This window comes from Streptomyces sp. NPDC029169, from assembly GCF_055563935.1.
Window position 1 is genome coordinate 22,037 of record NZ_JBVHXA010000017.1, and the last position, 21,947, is coordinate 43,983.

Below are 21,947 nucleotides of genomic sequence, written 5' to 3' on the forward strand. Positions count from 1 at the left end.
AGCCGAGAACGAAGAACAACACGGGTGAAACGGAATCTTCTTCGCAGGGTGGCGATCAAGGCACCCGCAGCAGGACGGCGGTCAGAGCGCGCCGCCCGCCCGCATCTGGTCCATGTCCATCGGCGGACCCGAGTCGTCAAGGCCGGGAAGCAGCCAGTCCTGGAAGGGGGCGAGTACGGCCAGGACGAGGAAGGCGAGCCCGACCGCCCAGCTGAGCCAGGGCCCTTGCCGCCACAGCTTCTCCAGGAAGATCACCGCTGCGACCCCCGCCATCGCGGCCACGTTCATGACGCCCAGCGGGATCAGGACGACCATGAGTCCCCAGCAGCATCCGACGCAGTAGAGCCCGTGGTGCGCGCCCACGCGCAGGTCCTTCGCCCAGGGACGGAAGCGCGCGTACCGGAGCAGTTGGAACATCGGGTTCCGGCAGTGCCGCAGACAGACCCGCTTCAGCGGCCCGAACTGTTGCAGCGCGGCCAGCAGGAAGGCGCCGGCGCCGATCCACCGCCCCGCGTCCGGATGGTCGTCGACCAGGCGTCCGGTCAGTGCCAGGGCGCCGTAGATGACGACGCCGAAAGCGGTCCAGACGAGCAGATACCCGCTGAGGAACGCACCGGTCCGCAGCGCCCGTGTCCAGCCCGCCGAGACGCGGCGGATGCCCCGCACCCAGGTGATGGCCACGGGCGCGACCGACGGCAGCATCATCGCCGCCATCATCACCACCCACAGCAGGAGGAACAGGGGAAGAGCCAGGCCCATCGTGCCCGGCTCCATCCCCATGTCACGGGCCTGGCCGACCGTGAGCACCCACGCCAGAGCGGCGAGGAGCACCAGCAGAATCCAGGCGGCCGCGATCTCGCGACGCGGCAGCAGAACACCTGGCCGCGTGGGTGCGGGCGGGGCTACGCGGAGGTGGTGCGCCATGGAAAGCCTCCCAGGGGGCGCGCGAGCTACCGCAGCTACACCTCCAGCAGAGCACACAACCCACGGCCCCAAAACCGGGGACGGTTCACCTGAGGGGGGCGCCGGGGCGCGGATAGACCCGGGACTGCTTCACGCTGCCGTAGGCGAAGCTGGACTCGATCGAGGCGATGCCGGGGATGGCGTGGATCCGGTCGCGCACCAGGGATTCGTACGCCTCCAGGCTCTCGATCACGACCCTGAGCAGGTAGTCGCTGCTGCCCGCCATCAGATAGCAGTCCTGGATGTGCTCGATGAGAGCGACCTGCCGCTCGAACACGTTGACGGCCTCGGCGGTGTGGCGTTCCAGCCGGATCCGTACGAAGACGGTGATCGGCAGGCCGTACGTGACCTGGTCCACCATCGCCGTGTAGCCGCGGATCAGGCCCGACTCCTCCAGGCGGCGCACCCGGCGCAGACACGGCGAGGGGGACAGCCTGATCCGGTCGGCGAGGTCCTGGTTGGACAGCCGCCCGTCCGCCTGCAACTCGTGGATGATCTGGAAGTCGACGGCGTCCAATGTCACTCCTTTGCCACTCCTTGGCAGATTCTGCTCCCACGCTATGGCCGGCTGGCAGAACTGGCAATCGGCTGCCCCGCCCAAAGCCCTACCGTTGCTTGAGGCAGCGGTTCGGCGAGCGGGAGGCTCTTCGGTGAGTGGGATACGTACGGCGGGGGCACCGCCGGCAGGGCCGGCGCCAGGCATCGGCCGGGTCCGGAGCCGGACCGGAGCGCTCTCGCCGCAGACCGTGGGCCTCGTCGCCCTGCTGCTCACCGTCGCCATCTGGGCCGCGTTCGCCCTGAGCGCCCGGGCGCTCAGCGCCTCCACCCTGCTGCCCGCCGACGCAGCCCTGCTGCGCTTCGGTGTCCCCCTTGTGGTCCTCGCGCCCGCCCTGTGGCGGCGCAGGCGCCTGCTGGCCGCGGTGCGGCCCGGTCCCGCCGCCAAGATCATCTGTGGCGCGGGCGTCCCGTTCTTCCTCGCCGCCATGTTCGGCGGCTCGCTGACGTCGGCCGCGTTCGTCGGGGCGATCGTCCCCGGCATGGTCCCGCTGTTCGTCTCCGGCCTCATGGTCGCGGGCGGCAAGAGCGTCCCGCGCGGTACGCAGTCGGCCGGTCTCGCCCTGATCGTGGCCGGAGTCGTGGCCCTGGTCTGGCGCTACACGGCGGCCCTGGACGCGGACGTCCTGCTCGGCGCCGGAACGCTGCTCGTCGCCAGTGGCCTGTGGGCGCTGTACACCGTGGGCCTGCGCGAGGTGGACCTCGACCCCGTCGGGTCCATCGGACTGCTGTGCCTCCCCTCCTTCGCCGTCATCGCGCTCCTCGCCCTGACCGGCGTCCTGCCCACCGGCCTCGCCCACGCCGCCGGCGCCGACATCGCGCTCTTCCTCGTCGTCCAGGGCCTGGGCGTCGGCCTGTGCGCCGGTCTGCTGTACGCGTTCGCCATCCGCCGCCTCGGCCCGGAGCGCAGCTCGGTCGTCGGCAGCCTCAGCCCCGTCGCCGTCGTCCTGCTCGCCGTACCCCTCCTCGACGAGTCGCCGACCGTGTCCGTCGTGGTCGGCGTCCCCCTCATCACCCTCGGCGTCGCGCTCGCCAACCGGCGCCCCCGACACCCCCGCCTTCCCCACCTCCACCGATCCAAGGTCTCCGCCGATGCTTGAGCTGCTTCCCGCCCCGCCCGTCGACCCGCTGTGGGACCTGTCCGCCGAGTTCGCCGCCGACCCGCGCCCCGAACGCCTCGACCTCGTCCTGGGCGTCTACCGCGACCACACCGGGGCCACGCCCGTCATGGGCGCGGTCAAGGAGGCCGAGATACGCCTGGCGGACCGCTCCGACTCCAAGGAGTACCGCGGCCTCTCCGGCCACACCGCCTTCAACCGGGCCATGCTCGCCATGGTCCTCGGCACCGAGGCCAGGACCGCGCGGGCGACGGCCGTCCAGACCGTGGCGGGCACCGGCGCCCTGCGCCTCCTCGCCGATCTCGTACGCCAGACCCGCCCCGGCACCACGGTGTGGATCAGCGACCCCGCGTACGTCAACCACCGCCCCATCCTGGAGGGCGCCGGACTGACGGTCCGGACGTACGGGTACGCCGACGGCATGCTCGACGACCTGCGTGCCGCGCGCCGTGGCGACGTGGTCCTGCTCCAGGGCTGCTGCCACAACCCCACGGGCGTCGACCCCTCCTACGAGACCTGGGAGGAGCTGGCCGGTCTCGCCGAGACGAACGGCTGGGTCCCCTTCGTCGACCTCGCCTACCACGGCCTCGGCGACGGCCTCGACGCCGACCTGCGGGCCACCCGGATGCTGGCCGACCGGCTGCCTGAGGTGCTGATCGCCGTCAGCTGCTCCAAGAACTTCGGCCTCTACAGCGACCGCACCGGCTGCGCCATCGTCATCGGCCCGTCGCGGCAGACGCTGCGGCACGTCGAGACGGCCCTGCAGAACGCCGCCCGCGTGATGTACTCCATGCCGCCCGACCACGGCGCCGCCGTCGTCGCCACCATCCTGGAGGACGATGGCCTGCGGGCCGCCTGGCGGGCGGAGCTCGACGTCATGCGGCAGCGGATCACGGCCAACCGGTCGGACCTCGTCGCCCACCTGAACGCCCTCGGGTACCCGGACGCCGCCACCTCTCTCGGGCGCCAGAAGGGCATGTTCTCGATGCTGCCGCTCACGCCGGACCAGATGCGCCGGATGCGCGGGCAGTCCGCCATCTACGGTACGAACGCGGGACGCATCAACATCGCGGGCGTCTGCGCGCACCGCATCCCGTTCCTGGCGCAGGGCATCGCCACCGCCCTGGAGACACCCCGCGCCGTGTCCGCGGTCTGAGAATCCCCTACGCCTCCGGGGGCGCCGGGCGGCAGAGCAGGGCGGCCGGGGAGGGCCGGGAGCCGACCCGCGTGGTGAAGGCGATCCCGGCCGCGTACTCGCCGGGTGCGCACTGGCCCTTGTAGTGGCCGTGCGCGTACTCCCCGCCGGGCGCGCCCGCCGGGCGGTTGTCGCCGCGGTCGAACCACACCGTGCGGCCCCCGCTCTCCGGCAGCGCCGTACGGGCCGGAGCGCACAGGGCGGCGGAGACCCGCTCGCCGCGCACGCTGTAGCCGATGAGGAACTGCCCCGCCGGGCACTGGAACTTGGTGTAGCCGCCGGCCCAGTCGCCGCCCGCCGGGACGTGCGCCTCGTCGCGGACGACCGTGTGGCCGCCGGTGCCGGACCGTAGCGCCGAACTCGCGCACAGGCCGCGGCCCCCGGTGTGGCTGAGCCCGGCCAGCCGGGACCCGTCGGGGCAGACGGCCTTGCGGGCGCCGCTGTCCCAGTCCCCGCCGGCCCGCACGCGCAGCGAGGCGTTGTGGTCACGGTGGTCGGTCGTCAGCTGGTACCAGCCGGGGGTGAGCGGAACCGCTCCGGTGCGGCCGGGCGAGCCCGTCAGTCCGGTCCAGGCGGGGGTCCGCCAGTCGCCCGCGTCGAGGACCCCGGTCCGCCAGCCTTCGGTGTCGTACCGCAGCAGCGCCCAACTGTCCCCGCCGCCACCTGGGTTGTTCCAGCCGACCAGCGGCCAGTACGCGTAGTCCACGTCGGCGTCGCCGAGCAGCTCGGCCAGGTGGTGGAACCAGTCGCGTGGGCGGCTGTTCTGTTCGTCGGCGCCGATGCCGAACTCGCTGATCCAGACCGGAGCGGTGAAGTGCCGGCCGGTCTCTGCGGAGACGTAGAGCGCCTGGTCGTGGACGACCTGGCGGAGCTGCTCGCGGGTGAGGTCCTGGTAGCGCGGGTCGCTCGTCTCGCCCAGGCCGGTGGCGCCACTGTGGTTCGGGCCCGTGTAGCCGTAGAAATGGGCCGAGTAGACGAGCTTGTTCGACACGACCAGGGTGTGCGAGAGGGTACGGACCGGGGTGAGGGCCGGACGGCCGTGCGCGAAGCCGTCCACCGGAATGCCCTGCCAGTTGATGCCCTCGACGACGATGAGCAGGTCCGGGTTGGCCTCGGCCAGGATCCGGTCACCGGCCTCCTGGGCGGCGGCGTGCCAGTCGTGGTTGTCGCCCAGGCCCCAGTTGGGGTCGTCCCAGACGTCACGGCGGACCTCGTTGTACAGGTCGGCGCCGACCACGCGCGGGTTGGCGCGGTAGCGCTTCGCCATGAACACCCAGTCGTCGGCCCACTGCGCGGTGGACTGCCCGCTGCTGTTCCAGCGTTCGTTGCCGTCCACGCCACAGCACCAACGGGTGGTCACGGTGTGGTTGTTGAGGATGACGGCGAACCCGCCGTCGGTGAGGGCGGCGACGACGGCGTCGAAGACCTGGAGCGGGGTCCTGCCGCGCAGGGCCGGATTGGCCGCGACGGCCGCATCGGGCACGGGGGCCGTGTCGCGCAGCATCCGGTTCGAGAACGGCAGCCGGACGCTGTTCAGGCCGAGGGCGCGGAAGTCGGCGAGAAGGGTGGGGAGCGGGGTGCGGTCCAGGCCGATCGGGATCCCGTGGGAGTTCTGCCCGGCGTGGTGGTTGGCGGGGTCGGCGATGTCGCCCGAGCCGTTCCAGGAGCCCTGGGCGCCGTCCCAGTTGGCGGACCGCAGCCGGAAGCGGTCGCCGTCGGCGTCGACGATGTACCGGCCGCGGGTGGACAGCGGCGGGGTCCAGTCGGGTGCCGCGGCGGCGGTCGTGGCCGGTGCCTCGGGAAGCGGACCGGGCTGCGCCGCGGCGGCGCCCGGCAGGGCCGGTGCCAGAAGGGCGCCCACGAGGAGGGCGCCTCGGACCACACGTAACAAGCTCTGCATCTCGTACCTGCCAGGACGGTGGGGAGTGGGCGGCGCAAAGTTACCGGCGGGTCGGTACGAGTGGAACCCCTGGAGCGCATCGTCCGCCACCACCGTCGCCGCAGCCGCGGCGACCGCACGCACCCACCGTCCGGAGCCGTACCCGCAGGGCCCCGTGTCGACTGCTCGGATAGGGTGATCGGGTAGGAAACACCCCCCGGGGTTAGGTCGGACCGTTGGACACTGATCAGTCGCCGCGTGAGACGCCGGAGCGGCCGCCGGCGGCCATCGGTTACGCCGGTGTCCTGCGGGAACTCCTCCCGATCGCCCTGTGGCGGGAGGACGCCGACGGGTGCGTCGTCGAGTGGTCGCTGGCCGCCCAGGACCTGCTCGGATACCGCCCCGAGGACGTGCTCGGACGCCCCGCGTCACCCATTCTGGTGCCCGACGCCAACAAGGAGCTCGCCGATCAGCTGACCCGGCGCGTCCAGGCCGGCGAGACCGTCGTCGGCACCCTGCCCACACGGCACCGCGACGGTCACGAAGTGACCATGGAGATGTGGATCGTCCCGGACGTCGACCCCCAGGGGCGGCCCGGAGCGATGCTCATCGCGGTGGAGACCTCCGAGGTCCTGCGCATGCGGGACTCGCTCGCCGCCCTCCAGAGCCTCTTCACCCAGTCGCCCATCGGCCTCGCCACCCTCGGCCCCGACCTGCGGTTCATCCGGGTCAACGACGCGCTGGCGCGGATGAACGGCGTACCGCCCGCCGAGCACGTCGGCAAACGGCTCACCGAGGTGGTGCCCGGCGTCAACGCGGTCGCCCTCGAATCCACCATGCGGCAGGCCCTGGAGAGCGGCCGGGCCTTCGTCGACGTACGCCGCACCGGCCGCACCCCGGCCGACCCCGACCACGACCGGACCTGGTCCTGCTCGTACGCCCCGCTGCTCGACGGCTCCGGCCGGAAACTCGGACTGATCGCCTCCCTCATCGACATCACCGAGGGCCAGCGCGCGCTCGTCGAGGCCGAACGGGCCCGCCGCCGCTTCGCCCTGCTCGCCGAGGCCGGCACCCGGATCGGCACCACCCTCGACCTGCACCAGACCGCCGAGGAGATCGTCCAGGTCCTGGTCCCGCAGCTCGCCGACTCGGCCGACGTCCAGCTGCTCGAATCGGTGCTCGAACCCGACGAGGCCGGCGCCTCCGCCCACGGCCTGCTGCGCCGCCTCGCGGCCGTCTTCCCCGACCCGACGGCCCCCACCGCGCTGCTGAGCCCGGGGCAGACCTTCCAGATCCCGCCCGGCACCGTGTACGAGCAGGTCATCGCCGACGCCCGGCCGATGAACCTCTACCACTCCGACCTCCCCGCCCTCTTCCCCGATCGCCGCACCACACCCCTGCGGGCCTACTTCGAGTCCGCCCTCGGATCCGCGCGCCTCGTCCCGCTCGTCGCCCGCGGCAAGGTGCTCGGTGCCGTCACCGTCACCCGGGTCCGCCGCCGCGAACCCTTCGACGAGCAGGACTGCGTCCTCATCGACGAACTCGTCGCCCGAGCGGCCCTGAACATCGACAACGCCCGGATGTACACCACCCAGCGCGAGGCCGCCCTCACCCTCCAGCGCAGCCTCACCAACAACCCCCTGCCCAGGGTCGACGGCCTGGAGCTGACCGGCCGCTACCTCCCCGCGAGCGACCACGACGTCGGCGGCGACTGGTTCGACGTCATCGCCCTGCCCGAGGGCCGGACGGGGCTCGTCATCGGCGACGTCATGGGCCACGGCATCCACGCGGCGGCCGTCATGGGCCAGCTCCGTACGGCGGTACGGACCCTCGCCCGGCACGGCGTGCCGCCCGCGGAGCTGCTCCGGTCGCTCGACGCCGTCGTCGCCGACCTCGGGGAGTACGAGATGGCGACCTGCGTGTACGCCGTCCACGACCCGGCCACCGACGGCGTCGTCATCGCCCGGGCCGGCCACCCGCCACCGGCCGTGGCCACCGCCGACGGGGCCATCACCTTCCTGGAGGGGCCGCCCGGCACACCGCTCGGCACCGGCGGCCAGGACTTCAGCACCGAGGAGCTCAGACTGCCGCCCGGCAGCCTGCTGGTGCTCTACACCGACGGCCTCATCGAGGCCCGGGACCGCGACCTCGACGAGGGCATGGACCGGCTCGCGGAGGCGCTGCTCCATCTCGAACGGCCGCTCAGCCAGCTGTGCGACGACATCCTCGAGCAGCTGCTGCCGTTCGCGCCGCCGGACGACGTGGCCGTCCTGCTGGCCCGCACGTCGCTGCGGTGAGGGGCCGGGCGGGCTGCGGTGAGGGCCGGGCGGCTCACCAGGCGAGGTCCTCCAGCGTGTCCAGGTCCGGTACGGCCGTCGCCGGCAGCCCCGAGTCGGCCGTGCTCAGGGGGAGTTCGGCCCAGATGACCTTGCCCCGCTCGGTGTAGCGCGTGCCCCACCGCTCGGCGAACTGGGCCACGAGGAACAGTCCACGGCCGCCCTCGTCGGTGGTCGCCGCGTACCGCAGATGCGGAGCCGTACTGCTGCCGTCGGAGATCTCACAGATCAGCCGGCGGTCACGCAGCAGCCGGACGCGGATGGGCTCCGCGCCGTACCGGATCGCGTTGGTGATCAGCTCGCTGAGGATGAGCTCGGCCGTGAACGCGATGTCGTCCAGGCCCCAGGCCGCGAGCTGCCGGGCGCCCGCGCCGCGGACCCGGGAGACGTCCGCCGGATCGGGCGGCACGTCCCACTCCGCGATCCGCTCCGGGTCCAGCCGGCGGGTGTCGGCGACGAGCAGCGCGATGTCGTCGTCCGGCGCGGGCACGAGCAGCGACGCCAGGACGTCCGCGCAGGCCTGCTCGGGGCTGCGGCCGGTCGTGGCCAGCGCGTCGCGCAGCAGTGCGAGACCGGTGTCGAAGTCCCGCTCGCGGCCCTCCAGGAGGCCGTCCGTGAACAGGACAAGTCGGCTCCCCTCCGGCAGGTACAGCTCCTCGGCCTCGAACGGCATCCCGCCCACGCCCAGCGGCAGCCCGGCGGGCAGCTCGGGGAACTCCACCCGGCCGTCCTGGTGGACGAGCGCGGGCCCCAGGTGACCGGCCCTGGCCATGGTGCAGCGGCCGTCGGCGGGGTCGTAGATGACGTACAGACAGGTGGCCCCGGTGATCCGCTCGTGCCCGTCGCCGCCGCCCGCACCGCCCTCGGAGCCGGACTCCGACGCGCTCGTGTCGATGCGGTCGATCAGCTCGTCGAGGTGGCCCAGGAGCTCGTCCGGCGGCAGATCCAGGGTGGAGAAGTTGTGCACCGCCGTACGCAGCCGCCCCATCGTCGCCGCGGCGTGCAGCCCGTGCCCGACCACGTCGCCGACGACCAGCGCCACTCGCGCGCCCGGCAGCGGGATGACGTCGAACCAGTCCCCGCCCACCCCGGCCTTGGCCGGCAGATAGCGGTACGCGACGTCGACCGCGGACAGGTCGGGCAGGATCCGCGGGAGCAGGCTGCGCTGGAGCGTGACCGCCATATCGTGCTCCCGGGTGAACCGGCGGGCGTTGTCGATGGAGACCGCGGCGCGCGCGGTCAGCTCCTCGGCGAAGTTCAGATCCTCCTCCCCGAACGGCTCCGCCGTCTCGGACCGCCAGAAGTTCGCCATCCCCAGGACCACGCCCCGGGCAAGGAGCGGCGCGGCGACGAGCGAGTGCAGCCCGTACGCGAGAGCCTCCGCGGCCCCCTCGGGGTCCTGGGCCCGCCAGCCGTCGGCCGAGGACAGGTCGGCCACCAGGACCGCGTGACCGCTGTCCAGCGCCATCGCCATCGGCGTCGTCGGCACGACACACCGGATCCGGTCGCCCACCGGCTGGAACGGATGCTCGGCGCGGATCCCCGTCATCGCCGTCCGCCGCATCTCGGTGAATGCGCCCGACGGCTCCTCGCCGCGCAGCACCGGTTCGAGCAGCTCCACCGTGACGAAGTCGGCGAAGCGCGGAACGGCGACCTCCGACAGTTCCTCGGCCGTCCGCCCCACGTCCAGGGTGGTGCCGATCCGCACCCCCGCTTCGTACAGCAGCTGCAGCCGCCCCTTGGCCACCTCGGCGCGGCCGGAGAGCGTGGCGAGCTCCGTCGAGTCCCGGAGCGTCATCACGGTCCCGGTGGGCCGGCCCCGGTACGGCGCGGTGGGCCGTACGTTGATGGCGAGCAGCCGGTCGCCCGCCAGATGCACCTCGTCGGTCACCTCCCGGCCGGAGGAGAGCAGCGCGGCGGTCTGGGGAGCCAGACCCAGCTCGGTGACGTGCCGCTGCTCGGCGTCGGGCGCCAGGTCGAGCAGCCGCCGGGCCTCGTCGTTGGCGAGCAGCAGCCGCCGGTCCGCGTCGATGATGAGCACCCCCTCGCGCACTGCGTGCAGGACCGCCTCGTGGTGCTCGTTGATCCGGGTCATCTCTTCCGGCCCCAGGCCGTGGGTCTGCCGGCGCAGCCGACGGCTCACCAGCGCCGCGCCGCCCATCGCGAGGGCCAGGGCGCCTGCCGCCGTGCCGAGGAGCAGCGGCAGTTGGTCCTCGACGACGTTGCCGACGTTCTCGATCTCGATGCCGGTGCTGACCAGACCGACGATGTCGCCGTCCTCGGTACGCACCGGGACGATGGCGCGGACCGCGTCCGACGGCTCCCCGGTGAAGATCTCGGTGAACGACTCGCCCGCCCTGGCGCGCGCGATGTCGCCGGTGGTGCGCTGCCCGATCAGCTCCGGGCGGGAGTCCGTGTAGCGGATCCCGTCCGTCGTCAGCACGGCGACGAAGTCGAGCCCGGAGGCCTGCCGGACGCCCTCGGCCCGCTCCTGGAGCACGGCGGTCGGGTCGGGGGTCCGCAGGGCGTCCACCAGCCCCGGAGCGTGCGCAAACGCCTCCGCGGCGGCGAGCGACCGGTTGCGGGCGTCGCGCTCCGTGTCGTAACGGGCCTGGAGGATCAGGGCCAGCGCGCCGACGGCGACGAGCAGCACCACGATGATCGCCTGGAGGGCGAACACCTGCCCGGCGACGCTGCGCAGCCCCCACCCCTTGGGCCGATGGCCCAGACGTCCGGTCATGGGGTGCTTCTCTGAGATTCGTCTGTCGTCAGGGATTCTGCATTCACCCGTCCACTTCCTCGGTTCCTCGGCCCGCCGGCGGCGTCGGGGATCCGCTCCTTCCATGCTGCTCCAGTGTCGACGGGATATCGAGGCGGGGCACGCCGGGCGGCCGGACGAGGACCTTGCAGGGCCCGCTCGCGGAACGTCCATGTCGTTTTCTCGCCAGCGGACGACCCCTCCGGTCCCCGACGATGGAGCCATGCACACCGACACCGAGCGCTGCGTACGGGCCGTCCACTCGAAGGATGCCCGTTTCGACGGCGTGTTCTTCACCGCCGTCCTCACGACCCGGATCTACTGCCGTCCCAGCTGCCCGGTCGTGCCGCCCAAGGCCGAGAACATGGTGTTCCACCCCAGCGCCGCGTCCTGCCAGCGCGCCGGATTCCGGGCGTGCAAGCGCTGCCGCCCCGACACCAGCCCCGGCTCTCCCCGGTGGAACGTGCGCGCCGACGCCGTCGCCCGGGCCATGCGGCTGATCCAGGACGGGATCGTGGACCGCGAGGGCGTTCCGGGTCTTGCCGCCCGCCTCGGCTACTCCACCCGCCAGATCGAGCGCCAGCTCCTCGCCGAACTCGGCGCCGGACCGCTCGCCCTGGCCCGCGCCCAGCGCGCCCAGACCGCGCGGCTGCTCATCGAGACGACGCCGATGCCGATGGCCGAGATCGCCTTCGCGGCCGGGTTCTCCTCGATCCGTACCTTCAACGACACCGTCCGCGAGGTCTTCGCGCTGGCCCCCGGCGAGCTGCGCGCGAGGGCCGCCCGGTCCTCGGCCGCACAACCCGTGACCCCGGGGGTGATCGTGCTGCGGCTGCCGTACCGCGCGCCCCTCAACCCCTCCAACCTCTTCGGCCATCTCGCCGCGACCGCCGTCCCCGGCGTGGAGGAGTGGCTCCCCCACTGCCTTGACGGCGTGGGCGGTACCCCCACCGGCGCCTACCGGCGCACCCTCGCCCTGCCCCACGGCCACGGCATCGTCGCCCTCGCCCCCCGGCCCGACCACATCGCCTGCCGGCTCTTCCTCACCGACCCCCGCGACCTGACCCTCGCCATCAGCCGCTGCCGCTGGATGCTCGACCTCGACGCCGATCCGGTCGCCGTCGACGAGCAGTTGTGCACGGACCCGCTGCTCGCCCCGCTGGTCCAGCGGGCGCCCGGGCGGCGTGTGCCGAGGACCGTCGACGCGGCCGAGTTCGCCGTACGGGCCGTGCTCGGCCAGCAGGTCTCCACGGCTGCCGCCCGCACGCACGCCGCCCGCCTCGTCACCGCACACGGCGTGCCCGTCGAGGACCCCGAGGGCGGCCTCACCCACCTCTTCCCGGCCCCCGAGGCGCTCGCCGGGCTCGACCCCGAGACCCTCGCGCTGCCCCGCAGCCGCCGCACGACCCTCCTCACGCTCATCGAGGCCCTCGCGGACGGCTCACTCAGCCTCGGCCCGGCCACCGACTGGGCCGAGGCCCGCGCCCGGCTCCTCGCCCTGCCCGGCTTCGGACCCTGGACCACCGAGGTCATCGCGATGCGGGCGCTCGGCGACCCCGACGCCTTCCTCCCCGGCGACCTCGGCGTCCGCCGCGCCGCCGAAGGCCTCGGCCTGCCGTCCACCCCTGCCGCGCTGACCGCCCGCGCCGCGCGGTGGCGGCCCTGGCGCGCGTACGCCGTCCAGTACCTCTGGGCCACCGACAGCCACCCGATCAACCACCTCCCCGCGTAAGCCTCTCCGCACAAGGAAGCCGACCCGCCATGCCCGACATCCGGCACACCGTGATCGACAGCCCCTACGATGCGCTGACCCTGGTCGCCGTCGACGGCGTCCTGAGCCGTATCCACATGACCGACCAGCGTCACCGCCCCGCCGAGGAGACCTTCGGCGATCCCGACCCGCGCCCCTTCGACGAGGCGATCCGTCAGCTCGACGCGTACTTCGCCGGTGAACTGACCGAGTTCGACCTGCCGTTGAGGCTGATCGGCACCCGGTTCCAGCTCCGCGTCTGGGAGCAGCTGTGCCGCATCCCGTACGGCGAGACGTGCACGTACGGCGAGTTGGCCGAGGCCCTCGGCAACCCCGGTGCCTCCCGCGCCGTCGGCCTCGCCAACGGCAAGAACCCGGTCAGCATCGTCGTACCGTGCCACCGCGTCGTCGGGGCGAGCGGCTCCCTGACCGGGTACGGCGGCGGCCTGGACCGCAAGAAGCGCCTGCTGGCCTTCGAATCGGGCGCGGAGCCGGACGCGTTGTTCTAACGCAGCTGTTCGAGGAGCGCGGGCAGCGAGGTGCCGATCGGCTCGCGCACGATCTCGTCGGCGAGTTCGTCGTACGGAGTGGGTTCGGCGTTCACGATGATCAGCCGGGCCCCGTGCTCGGCGGCGATCCCCGCGAGGGAGGCGGCCGGCTGCACCTGGAGGCTCGTACCCACCGCGATGAACACCTCGGTGGCCTTGGCGATCGACATCGCCTCGCCGAGCACGACCGGGTCGAGCCGCTGCCCGAACATGACCGTCGCCGACTTCAGGATCCCGCCGCACAGCAGGCACTTCGGATCGTCCTCGCCGGCCTTCACCCGCTCCAGGGCGTCCGCCATCGACGACCGGGCATGGCACCCGGTGCACACCACCGACCGCGCCGAGCCGTGGAGTTCGAGCACCTTCCGCTCGGGCACCCCGGCGAGCTGGTGCAGCCCGTCCACGTTCTGCGTGATCACCCGGAGCGCGTGGCCGCTCGTCCCGAACGCGGCGACGGCCCGGTGCGCCGCGTTCGGCTCGGCCCGCAGCACCGGGCCGTCGAGCCGCATCCGCCACGCGCGGCGCCGGATCTTCGGGTCGCGCATGTAGTGCTCGTACGTGGCGAGCTTCTCGGCCTCCGGGTCGCGCGTCCACACCCCGTTGGGGCCCCGGTAGTCGGGGATGCCGGAGTCCGTCGAGATACCGGCTCCGCTGAGAATCGCGACCATGGTCATACCGCGAGCGTAGGCAGGTCCGCGCGCCGCCCGCGAGCGGATTACCCGGTGCTAGGTTCCCGGCATGGCCAAGGTGAACATCGAGCTCGACGCCGAACTCGTCGTGGACGTCATGGTCCTCGCGGGCATCGGCAACCCGCAGGACGCGGTGGAGGCGGTCGTCCGGGACTACATCGCCCGCGGCCACCGCACGGAGGCCCGCACGGCCTCCCGCGAGGAGTCCCACCGCACCGGCGAGGGCCTCGTGCAGCCCGAACCCCCGCAGGGCTGACCGATGAGCACCCTGCGACGCACCCCACGACGGGCCGCCCGGGTCGCCGTACTGGATCCCGACGGGGCCGTCTTCCTCTTCCGCTACGACAACGAGGAGGTCGGCGTGCACTGGGCGATGCCCGGCGGCGGCCTGGAGCCGGGGGAGAGCCCACGGGACGGTGCCGTGCGCGAGCTGCGGGAGGAGACCGGCTGGGAGGGGATCGAGCCGGGCGAGCTGCTGTGCACCTGGGAGCACGACTTCACCCGCGCCGGAGTACCCGTACGCCAGCACGAACACGTCTACGTGGCGTACGCACCACGCCGCGAGCCGGCCGGGGACCTGGCCGCCGCGCACGCGGCCGACCGCATCCAGTACGGGCGCTGGTGGAGCCCGGAGGAGCTGGCGGCGGCCGAGGAGGCGCTCTGGCCGCCGGACCTGGCCGCCCGCCTCGCCCGCTTCCGCGTGGCGGGCCGCGACGGCCGTGCGGCGGCGACCTGACATGCCCGGAGATCCCGTCGGACGGGCCCGCGTCACGCTCGGGATCATCTACGCCGTCATCGGCGCCGTCCTCCTGGCCGTGGTCGGCCTCCTGCTCGCCTCCGTCATGACCACCGGGTTCTTCGACCGGCCCGGCGAGCCGCCCAAGAAGGTCGTCGGCACGACGGGCGCGGGGTGAGCCGCTGCACAGGGGAATCCCTCACCCGCGCGCCGGGCGGCCGTTCTCCAGTTCCGCCGGGCCCGTGCCGGCCCTGAGGGCGTCGAGGGCCGCGAGGACCCGCAGGCCGAGGTTGACAGGCATATGGGCGGTCGCCTCGGCGGGGTCGATCAGCTTCCAGGAGAGCAGCTCCTCCTCCTGGAGGCGGATCGCGGCGAACCGCTCGTCGGTCAGCACCCCGCCGTCGTACACGTACGCCACGATCGGCGGCCGCGCCGCGCCGTGCACCCAGTCGACCGCGAGCAGCGCACCCAGCTCCAGGTCGAGGCCGATCTCCTCCGCCGTCTCGCGGCGCGCGGCCTGACGGGGCGTCTCGCCCGTGTCGGACTCGATCGTGCCGCCCGGCAGCGCCCAGCCCTCGCGGTAGTTCGGCTCGACGATCAGGATGCGGCCCGCCGCGTCCCGGAAGAGCGCGGCGGCACCGGCGAGGACCCGGGGCAGGCCGGCGATGTACGTGGCGTAGTCGGTCGTCGTCATACCGTCAGCGTAGCCAGCCGCAGCGTCCGTTCGGCCAGGTCGCTGATCCGTACCCCGTCGAAGCCGAACACCGCGCTGCGCACCCGGTCCCGCAGCGGCTCCGACCACTGCGGCGGGATCGCCGCCGCGCCGCACAACACCCCGGCCACCGAGCCCGCCGTCGCCCCGTTCGAGTCGGTGTCCAGGCCGCCGCGGACGGTCAGGGCGATCGTGGCGGTGAAGTCACCGCCGCCGTAGAGCAGTCCGGCCGTGAGGACCGCCGCGTTCGGGACCGTGTGGATCCAGCCCAGGCCTGCCGTCCGCTCCGCGAGTTCGGCGAGGGCGTCGGACCACTCCACCCCCGACTCGTACAGGGCGATGGTGTGCCGCACCGTGCGCGCGAGCCGGCTGCTCGCCGGGATCCCTTCGAGTGAGGTCTCCAGGGCCGTGCGCACGTCGGGCGCCGTGAAGGCGGCGGCGATCAGGGCGGCCGCCCACATCGCGCCGTACACGCCGTTCCCCGTGTGGGACAGCACGGCGTCGCGCCGGGCCAGGGAGGCGGCCCGGCGGGGGTCGCCCGGGGAGGTCCAGCCGAAGACGTCCGCCCGGATCAGCGCGCCGATCCACTCCTGGTGGGGGTTGTCGTACGTCGCGGTCAGCGGCGGCTTCAGACCGTTGGCGAGATTGCGGTAGGCGGCTCGCTCGGCCGTGAACGTCTGGAGGTACGGGAGCCGCAGCAGCCAGTGCTCGCCGACCTGCTCGGTCGTGAACGCGAAGCCGCGGGTCTCCAGGAGGTGGAGGCCCAGGATCGAGTAGTCGATGTCGTCGTCCCGGCAGCTCCCGTGGATCCGCCCGCGCACGCACTGGGGCCACTCGGGCCGCAGCTCGAACCCCTCGGCCAGGGCGTCGGCGGGCGGTGGCGGCAGGTAGTCGGTGAGCGGGAGCGCGTCCGTCAGCCGCAGGTACCGGTCGATGCGCTCGGGCGTCCAGTGGTCGCCCCGCTCGACGGGCTTGCCGAGCATGTTCCCGGCGATCCGTCCCGTCCAGCCCCCGAGGATGCGGTCGGCGAGTTCGCCGTGCTTGAACGCCATACGTCCGGTGTACCGAATGGGGCGGCGCGGCGCGCGCGGGACGCGCCGCGAGGCGCCGGTCCGGTGCCTCCGGCGACGGGGCGCGCCGGCCTCGTGCCGGACGCTCTGCGCGGCCGCTGCCTCAGCCCACCCCGCGCGGCGGCACTTCATCCCCCGCCCGGTGCGGGCGGTGGTGGCGGGAGTCGGCGTCCCGTTCCGTCAGCGTCTCGCCGACCATCGCCGGTACCGCGTCCCGTACGCCGTGCAGCGCGTGGTGCCGGGCCGGGCCCGCGCCCGGGTCCTCGCGTAGTTCCTTCAGGAGCGCCCCGCACAGGCCCAGCATCACGATCACGAACGGCAGCGCCACCAGGATCGTCGCCGTCTGCAAGGAGGTCAGCCCGCCCGCCACAAGCAGCACTGCCGCCACCGCGGCCATGAGGATGCCCCAGGTGACCACCAGCCACGTCGGCGGGTGGAGCGAGCCGCGGCTCGTCAGCGAGCCCATCACGAGGGACGCCGAGTCCGCGCTGGTGATGAAGTACGTCATCACCAGGAGCATCGCGATCACCGACGTCACCGTCCCGATCGGCAGCGCGTCCAGCATCGCGAACAGCGCGGCCTCCGCGCCGTCCTCCACCGCGCCCGAGAGATCCGCCGCCCCCGTCGACTCCAGCCGGATCGCCGTCCCGCCCATCACGCAGAACCAGACGACCGTCGCCCCGCTGGGCACGAGCAGCACGCCGGTGAGGAACTCCCGGATCGTGCGGCCCCGCGAGATCCGGGCGATGAACGTGCCGACGAACGGCGCCCAGGACAGCCACCACGCCCAGTAGAAGATCGTCCACGCGCCCAGCCAGGCCGGGTCGGTGAACGCGCCGGTACGGCTCGCCATCGGCAGCAGCTGGTGCAGATAGCCGCCCACGGACGCGGGGACGGTGTCCAGGATGTAGACCGTCGGTCCGAGGAGGAAGACGAAGAGCATCAGACACGCGGCGAGCACGACGTTGATGGTCGACAGCCACTTCACGCCCTTGTGCAGCCCGGAGAACGCCGAGAGGACGAACGCGGCGGAGAGCGAGGCGATGATGATCAGCTGGGTGGCGGTGGAGTCCTCGACGTCCATCGTCAGATTCAGGCCCTTGGAGACCTGGAGCGCGCCGACGCCGAGGCTGGTCGCCGTTCCGAAGACCGTCGCGAAGACGGCCAGCAGGTCGATCGCCCGGCCCTGCCACCCGGCGGCCCGGCCCGCGCCGATCAGCGGCACGAACGCGGAGCTCAGCCGGCTGCCGCGGCCCTTGCGGAAGCCCGCGTAGGCCAGCGAGAGGCCCGCGATGCCGTAGATCGCCCAGGGCGTGAGCGTCCAGTGGAAGAACGAGGTCTCCATGGCGGCGCGGGCGGCCGTGCCCGTGCCGGCAGCGGCGCCGCTCGCCGGGGGCGGCGACAGATAGTGCTGGAGCGGCTCCGCGACCCCGTAGAACATCAGACCGATCCCCATGCCCGCGCTGAACATCATGGCGATCCAGGCGAGACTGCCGAACTCGGGCTCCGAGTCGTCGGCACCGAGCCGGATCCGGCCGAAACGGCTCAGCGCGATCACCACGCACAGGACGAGGAACGCGTCGGCGGCGATCACGAACAGCCAGGCGAAGTTGTTCAGGACCCAGTTCAGGGCGGTGGACGAGGCGCTGTCGAAGGATTCCTCGCCGAGGGCGGCCCACGCCACCATCGCCACGACCGCCGCCACGCCGATGCCCACGACCGCGAGGTCAGGGGCCTTTTGATCGATCGGATCCGGTTCCGTGCTCATATGGCCCCACTATGGTGCGGAATATCGCCTTATCAGGGGGTGGCACGCCGTCCGAGCGTGCGGATAGGCTCGGCCCCGGCGCGACTGCACGTTCGAAAGCAAAGGGATGCAAGGTGACGGACGGAGCAGTAACTGAGGTCGCACGCGTACTCGTCGCGGCTGACAAGTTCAAGGGCTCGCTCACGGCCGTACAGGTCGCGGAGCGGGTCACAGCAGGTCTGCGACGGGTCGTCCCGGAGCTGGAAGTGGAGACCCTGCCGGTGGCGGACGGCGGCGACGGTACGGTCGCGGCCGCGGTGGCGGCCGGTTTCGAACGCCGTGAGGTACGGGTGACCGGACCCCTCGGCGACCCGGTGACGGCGGCCTTCGCGCTGCGCGGCACGACGGCGGTCGTGGAGATGGCGGAGGCCTCGGGCCTTCAGCTGCTGCCGGCCGGTGTCTTCGCGCCCCTCACCTCGACGACGTACGGCTCGGGCGAGCTGCTGCGGGCCGCGCTGGACGCGGGCGCGACGACGATCGTCTTCGGTGTGGGCGGAAGCGCGACCACGGACGGCGGCGCCGGGATGCTGGCCGCGCTGGGCGCGGTCTTCCTGGACGCGGCGGGTGAGCCGGTGGGCCCGGGCGGAGCCGCGCTGGCGGGGCTCGCCTCAGCGGACCTGTCGGGCCTCGACCCACGCTTCGCCGCGGTCGACCTGATCCTGGCCAGCGACGTCGACAACCCGCTGACCGGCCCGAAGGGCGCGCCGGCCGTGTATGGCCCGCAGAAGGGCGCGACGCCGGAGGACGTCGAGACGCTGGACGCGGCGCTCGCGCACTTCGTGACCGTCCTGGAGAAGGCGATCGGGCCCAAGGCGGCGGAGTGCGCGGTCGCGCCGGGCGCGGGTGGCGCGGGCGGCATCGGGTACGGGGCGCTCGTCGGCCTGGACGCGAGCTTCCGCCCCGGCATCGAGCTGATGCTCGACGTCCTCGGCTTCGCGCCGGCGCTGGAGCGGGCCACGCTCGTCATCACCGGCGAGGGCTCGCTGGACGAGCAGACCCTCCACGGCAAGGCCCCGGCGGGCGTCGCGGCGGCGGCGCGGGCTGCGGGCAAGGAGGTCGTCGCGGTCTGCGGCCGCCTGGCCCTCACCCCCGAGGCCCTTTTGGCGGCGGGCATCCGCCGCGCCTACCCCCTCACCGACCTCGAACCCAACCCCGCCAAGTCCATCGCGAACGCGGGCCCGCTGCTGGAACAGGTGGCGGCGAACATCGCCCGGGACTACCTGGCGTAGCCCGGGGCGGGGCCCTCGGGGCCCCGTCGGCGGGCGCCGCGCCCAAGGCCCTCCGGGTCCCCGGCGGCGCGAAGCTGCCGCGTTCGTGGGCGCCGGACTCACGGGGCTACCGTGTCCTGGCGGCGCGCGCGACCGAATGGCCCAACGGGCGGGGGCAGCGGCGTGAAGCCGCCGCTCACGTGGGGCCGGGCCCACCGGGGCGGGCGCGCGGCGCGAAGCTGCCGCCCTCGGGGGCGCCGGGCCCATGGAGCGGACGCGCCCGCAAGGGCGCCGTCCGTTGTGCCCACCCGTTCCGCCCCAGCGGAACGATTGCCCACAACGGGGCCCCCGGCAGCCCGCGGCGGAGCCGCTGATGGGGGCTGCCGGGAAGGGGCGGGGTGGGGGGAAACCCCCGCCCACTCAGCCCGCCGCCGTCAAGCGGAACGCGTCCAGTGCCAGCGTCATCTCCGTCAGGTCTCGCGGCCGGGACAGGGAGCGGGACGTCAGCTGCTCCAGGCGGCGCAGGCGGTTGAAGACCGTGTTGCGGTGGCAGTACAGGCGGGAAGCCGCCCGGCCCGCCGAGCCCTCGCAGTCCAGCCAGACATCCAGCGTCTCCAGCAGGACCGCCCGGTCCCCCGGGTCCAGTTCCAGCAGGCCGCCCAGGACGTCCGTCACCAGGAGCCCCGCCAGTTCCGGCTGGCCCACCACCAGCGCGCCCGCCATCCGGCGGTCCAGGCGGACGATCTGGTGGGAGTCGGGCGGGCAGGCGCGCAGGGCCAGTTCCGCCAGGCGACGCGCCCGGCCCAGCTCCGAGAGGCCGGCCACCACCGGGCTGATCCCGCCCGGCCCCGGGCACCGCCCCTCCAGCAGCTCCGACAGCGCGTCCAGACCCGTGCCCTCCGCCAGCGACACCACCCCGATCTCGCAGTCCGCGCCCATCCGCCACAGGAACCGCACCCCGGCCCCCTGCAACCGCCGGTGGAACGGCTGCGGCACCTCACGGCGGTCGTGCCGCAGCACCACCACCGCGTACCGCCCGTGCTCCGGCAGGTCCAGGCCCGCCGCCGCCCGTGACGTGACCTCCGGCGAGCGCTGCCCCTGAAGCAGCGCGTCGAGCAGCGCCTGGAGCTGCTCGTCCGTGCGCCGCCGCAGCTCCAGCTCCGTCGCCCGGTACGCCTCCGACGCCGTGTCCGCCTGCGCGTCCACCGCCGACCAGATGATCGTCGCCGACTGCGTCAGCGCGGCCAGCCTCGGCGGGAACGCCGACGCGTCCTCGATCAGCGCGTCCCACACCAGATGGCCGGCGCGCCGGTACGCGTGCACCACCAGCTCCAGCGGCATCCCCTGCTCCGCCCGCCGCCGCCCCAACTCGTCCGCGTGCTCCAGATCCCGCCGCGGCGAGTCCCGCGGCGCCGAGATCATCTCGATCCCGATCCGCAACGCCTCATGGGCCTCCTGCCAGTGCTGGTCGTACGGCACGATCCGGCCGTACGCCGGCTCGTACTCGTGCAGCTCCCTCAAGTGCTCGTCCACCAGCTCCGGCAGCCGCTCCAGAAGCGCCGTACACGCCTCTGCCAGCAGCTTCCAGTCGTCGCCGGTCCGCGGTCTGCGCCGTCCCATGCCCGGAGGATGCCACCCCGGCCCCCTTCCCGACAGGCCCCCGACACGCGGTGTTGTGCGCGTGCACAACCCACCGCCGTGCCCGCTGGTCACCGGCAGCGTTTCGGCCGCCGCACGTGGACGGACGGCCACCGCGGTGCTGGGGTGAGCGCCACTGAACGGGCCACGGAAGGGGAACCATGGGAGGGACCGCACTCGCCCTCGAGGTAGCGGACCTGTCGGCGGGGTACGGACCGGTACGTGCGCTGAGGCAGGTGTCGCTCTCCGTGCCGGAGGGCGGCGTCGTCACCGTCCTCGGCGGCAACGGAGCGGGCAAGTCCACGCTGCTGCGCGCCGTCTCGCGCACACTGTCGTTCCACGGCGGAGCCGTCACCTCCGGCACCGTGAGCTTCGACGGCCGCCCGATCGGCGGGCTCGCGCCCGACCGGGTCGTCGCCGCCGGGGTCTCCCAAGTGCCGGAAGGCCGACAGGTCTTCGCCCGGATGACGGTCGAGGACAACCTGCGGGCGGGAGCGCTCGGCGCGCGGGGAGACCGGGCCGCGAAGGCGGCGGCGCTGAAACGGGTTCACGAACTCTTCCCCGTGCTCGCCGAACGCGCCCACCAGCGCGCCGGACTCCTCTCCGGCGGCGAACAGCAGATGCTCGCGGTCGGCCGCGCCCTGATGGCCTCGCCGAAGCTGCTGCTCCTGGACGAGCCCTCGCTCGGCCTCGCGCCGCTGATGGCCGCCCGCATCGCCGACACGATCCGGGAGATCAACGCCCAGGGCACGGCTGTCCTCCTCGTCGAACAGAACGCGGCGCTCGCGCTGCGGCTCGCCTCCCGGGCGTACGTCCTGGAGGTCGGCGAGGTCACCCTCTCCGGCCCGGCCGCCGAACTCGCCGCCTCCGACGAGGTACGCCGCCGCTACCTGGGCGTCGTGGACGAGGAGGCCGCCGCCGACGCGGCGACCGCCGCGACCACGCACCCGGTGCTCTCCCCCTGGCAGGAGGCCGTCCGGTGACC

Annotated in this window: 19 protein-coding genes; 10 read left to right on the plus strand and 9 right to left on the minus strand. The window is 73.3% G+C overall.

Features of this window, described 5'->3' with window-relative positions; genetic code table 11:
* Positions 1-81 precede the first annotated feature (81 nt).
* Together ACZ4VI_RS27215 and ACZ4VI_RS27220 are read right to left on the minus strand one after the other, a co-directional pair.
* Positions 82-924: a DUF2182 domain-containing protein gene (locus ACZ4VI_RS27215; RefSeq protein ID WP_468003346.1), complete on the minus strand. Its 843-nt coding sequence runs from the start codon at positions 922-924 to the stop codon at positions 82-84.
* 85 nt (positions 925-1,009) lie between these two features.
* Positions 1,010-1,486 carry an Lrp/AsnC family transcriptional regulator gene (locus tag ACZ4VI_RS27220; protein ID WP_468003347.1) on the minus strand — a complete coding sequence of 159 codons (477 nt, stop codon included), beginning with the start codon at positions 1,484-1,486 and terminating at the stop codon, positions 1,010-1,012.
* A 127-nt stretch (positions 1,487-1,613) separates the two neighbouring features.
* Here ACZ4VI_RS27220 and ACZ4VI_RS27225 point away from each other — a divergent pair, with 127 nt between their 5' ends.
* Positions 1,614-2,618: a DMT family transporter gene (locus tag ACZ4VI_RS27225; protein WP_468003349.1), complete on the plus strand. Its 1,005-nt coding sequence runs from the start codon at positions 1,614-1,616 to the stop codon at positions 2,616-2,618.
* Positions 2,611-3,792, plus strand: coding sequence for an amino acid aminotransferase (locus tag ACZ4VI_RS27230; RefSeq protein WP_468003351.1), 1,182 nt, complete (start codon positions 2,611-2,613; stop codon positions 3,790-3,792). Before ACZ4VI_RS27225 ends, ACZ4VI_RS27230 begins: the two co-directional genes overlap by 8 nt.
* Positions 3,793-3,799: 7 nt before the next feature.
* Here ACZ4VI_RS27230 and ACZ4VI_RS27235 read toward each other — a convergent pair whose 3' ends face one another.
* Positions 3,800-5,731 carry a glycoside hydrolase family 5 protein gene (locus tag ACZ4VI_RS27235; protein WP_468003353.1) on the minus strand — a complete coding sequence of 644 codons (1,932 nt, stop codon included), beginning with the start codon at positions 5,729-5,731 and terminating at the stop codon, positions 3,800-3,802.
* A gap of 215 nt (positions 5,732-5,946) precedes the next feature.
* Between ACZ4VI_RS27235 and ACZ4VI_RS27240 the strand changes: the two genes are divergently transcribed.
* Positions 5,947-8,007: a SpoIIE family protein phosphatase gene (locus tag ACZ4VI_RS27240; RefSeq protein ID WP_468003355.1), complete on the plus strand. Its 2,061-nt coding sequence runs from the start codon at positions 5,947-5,949 to the stop codon at positions 8,005-8,007.
* Between the two features lie 34 nt (positions 8,008-8,041).
* On the opposite strand, the gene ACZ4VI_RS27245 is transcribed toward ACZ4VI_RS27240, so the two are convergent.
* Positions 8,042-10,786: a SpoIIE family protein phosphatase gene (locus ACZ4VI_RS27245; RefSeq protein ID WP_468003357.1), complete on the minus strand. Its 2,745-nt coding sequence runs from the start codon at positions 10,784-10,786 to the stop codon at positions 8,042-8,044.
* 241 nt (positions 10,787-11,027) lie between these two features.
* Here ACZ4VI_RS27245 and ACZ4VI_RS27250 point away from each other — a divergent pair, with 241 nt between their 5' ends.
* Complete coding sequence (locus ACZ4VI_RS27250; RefSeq protein ID WP_468003359.1) at positions 11,028-12,536, plus strand: AlkA N-terminal domain-containing protein; 1,509 nt, start codon at positions 11,028-11,030, stop codon at positions 12,534-12,536.
* Positions 12,537-12,565: 29 nt separating this feature from the next.
* Positions 12,566-13,063 carry a methylated-DNA--[protein]-cysteine S-methyltransferase gene (locus ACZ4VI_RS27255; RefSeq protein ID WP_468003361.1) on the plus strand — a complete coding sequence of 166 codons (498 nt, stop codon included), beginning with the start codon at positions 12,566-12,568 and terminating at the stop codon, positions 13,061-13,063.
* On the opposite strand, the gene ACZ4VI_RS27260 is transcribed toward ACZ4VI_RS27255, so the two are convergent.
* The gene (locus tag ACZ4VI_RS27260) at positions 13,060-13,776 is read right to left on the minus strand and encodes an SIR2 family NAD-dependent protein deacylase (protein ID WP_468003363.1); all 717 of its coding nucleotides are present in this window, start codon (positions 13,774-13,776) and stop codon (positions 13,060-13,062) included. The genes ACZ4VI_RS27255 and ACZ4VI_RS27260 overlap by 4 nt on opposite strands.
* Positions 13,777-13,840: 64 nt before the next feature.
* On the opposite strand from ACZ4VI_RS27260, the gene ACZ4VI_RS27265 reads away from it, so the two are divergent.
* The 3 genes from ACZ4VI_RS27265 to ACZ4VI_RS27275 are packed head-to-tail and all read left to right on the plus strand — an operon-like array spanning position 13,841 to position 14,705.
* Positions 13,841-14,047, plus strand: a complete 207-nt coding sequence (locus tag ACZ4VI_RS27265) for a type II toxin-antitoxin system VapB family antitoxin (protein ID WP_468003365.1) — start codon at positions 13,841-13,843, stop codon at positions 14,045-14,047.
* 3 nt (positions 14,048-14,050) lie between these two features.
* Positions 14,051-14,527 carry an NUDIX hydrolase gene (locus ACZ4VI_RS27270; RefSeq protein ID WP_468003367.1) on the plus strand — a complete coding sequence of 159 codons (477 nt, stop codon included), beginning with the start codon at positions 14,051-14,053 and terminating at the stop codon, positions 14,525-14,527.
* Position 14,528: 1 nt separating this feature from the next.
* Entirely contained in the window at positions 14,529-14,705 is a 177-nt protein-coding gene (locus tag ACZ4VI_RS27275) for a hypothetical protein (protein WP_468003369.1), read from the plus strand.
* Positions 14,706-14,726: 21 nt separating this feature from the next.
* On the opposite strand, the gene ACZ4VI_RS27280 is transcribed toward ACZ4VI_RS27275, so the two are convergent.
* The 3 genes from ACZ4VI_RS27280 to ACZ4VI_RS27290 form a co-directional block, all read right to left on the minus strand.
* Positions 14,727-15,221, minus strand: a complete 495-nt coding sequence (locus tag ACZ4VI_RS27280; protein ID WP_468003371.1) for an NUDIX domain-containing protein — start codon at positions 15,219-15,221, stop codon at positions 14,727-14,729.
* On the minus strand, positions 15,218-16,291 hold the full coding sequence (locus tag ACZ4VI_RS27285) for an ADP-ribosylglycohydrolase family protein (protein WP_468003373.1): 1,074 nt from the start codon (positions 16,289-16,291) through the stop codon (positions 15,218-15,220). Before ACZ4VI_RS27285 ends, ACZ4VI_RS27280 begins: the two co-directional genes overlap by 4 nt.
* A gap of 121 nt (positions 16,292-16,412) precedes the next feature.
* Positions 16,413-18,077, minus strand: a complete 1,665-nt coding sequence (locus ACZ4VI_RS27290; RefSeq protein ID WP_468003375.1) for a BCCT family transporter — start codon at positions 18,075-18,077, stop codon at positions 16,413-16,415.
* 113 nt (positions 18,078-18,190) lie between these two features.
* Here ACZ4VI_RS27290 and ACZ4VI_RS27295 point away from each other — a divergent pair, with 113 nt between their 5' ends.
* Positions 18,191-19,345, plus strand: a complete 1,155-nt coding sequence (locus ACZ4VI_RS27295; protein WP_468003377.1) for a glycerate kinase — start codon at positions 18,191-18,193, stop codon at positions 19,343-19,345.
* A gap of 399 nt (positions 19,346-19,744) precedes the next feature.
* Here ACZ4VI_RS27295 and ACZ4VI_RS27300 read toward each other — a convergent pair whose 3' ends face one another.
* The gene (locus tag ACZ4VI_RS27300; protein WP_468003379.1) at positions 19,745-20,944 is read right to left on the minus strand and encodes a PucR family transcriptional regulator; all 1,200 of its coding nucleotides are present in this window, start codon (positions 20,942-20,944) and stop codon (positions 19,745-19,747) included.
* Positions 20,945-21,123: 179 nt separating this feature from the next.
* Between ACZ4VI_RS27300 and ACZ4VI_RS27305 the strand changes: the two genes are divergently transcribed.
* A complete protein-coding gene (locus ACZ4VI_RS27305) occupies positions 21,124-21,945 on the plus strand; it encodes an ABC transporter ATP-binding protein (RefSeq protein WP_468003381.1) in 822 nt (273 codons plus the stop codon).
* The last annotated feature ends 2 nt before the right edge of the window (positions 21,946-21,947 follow it).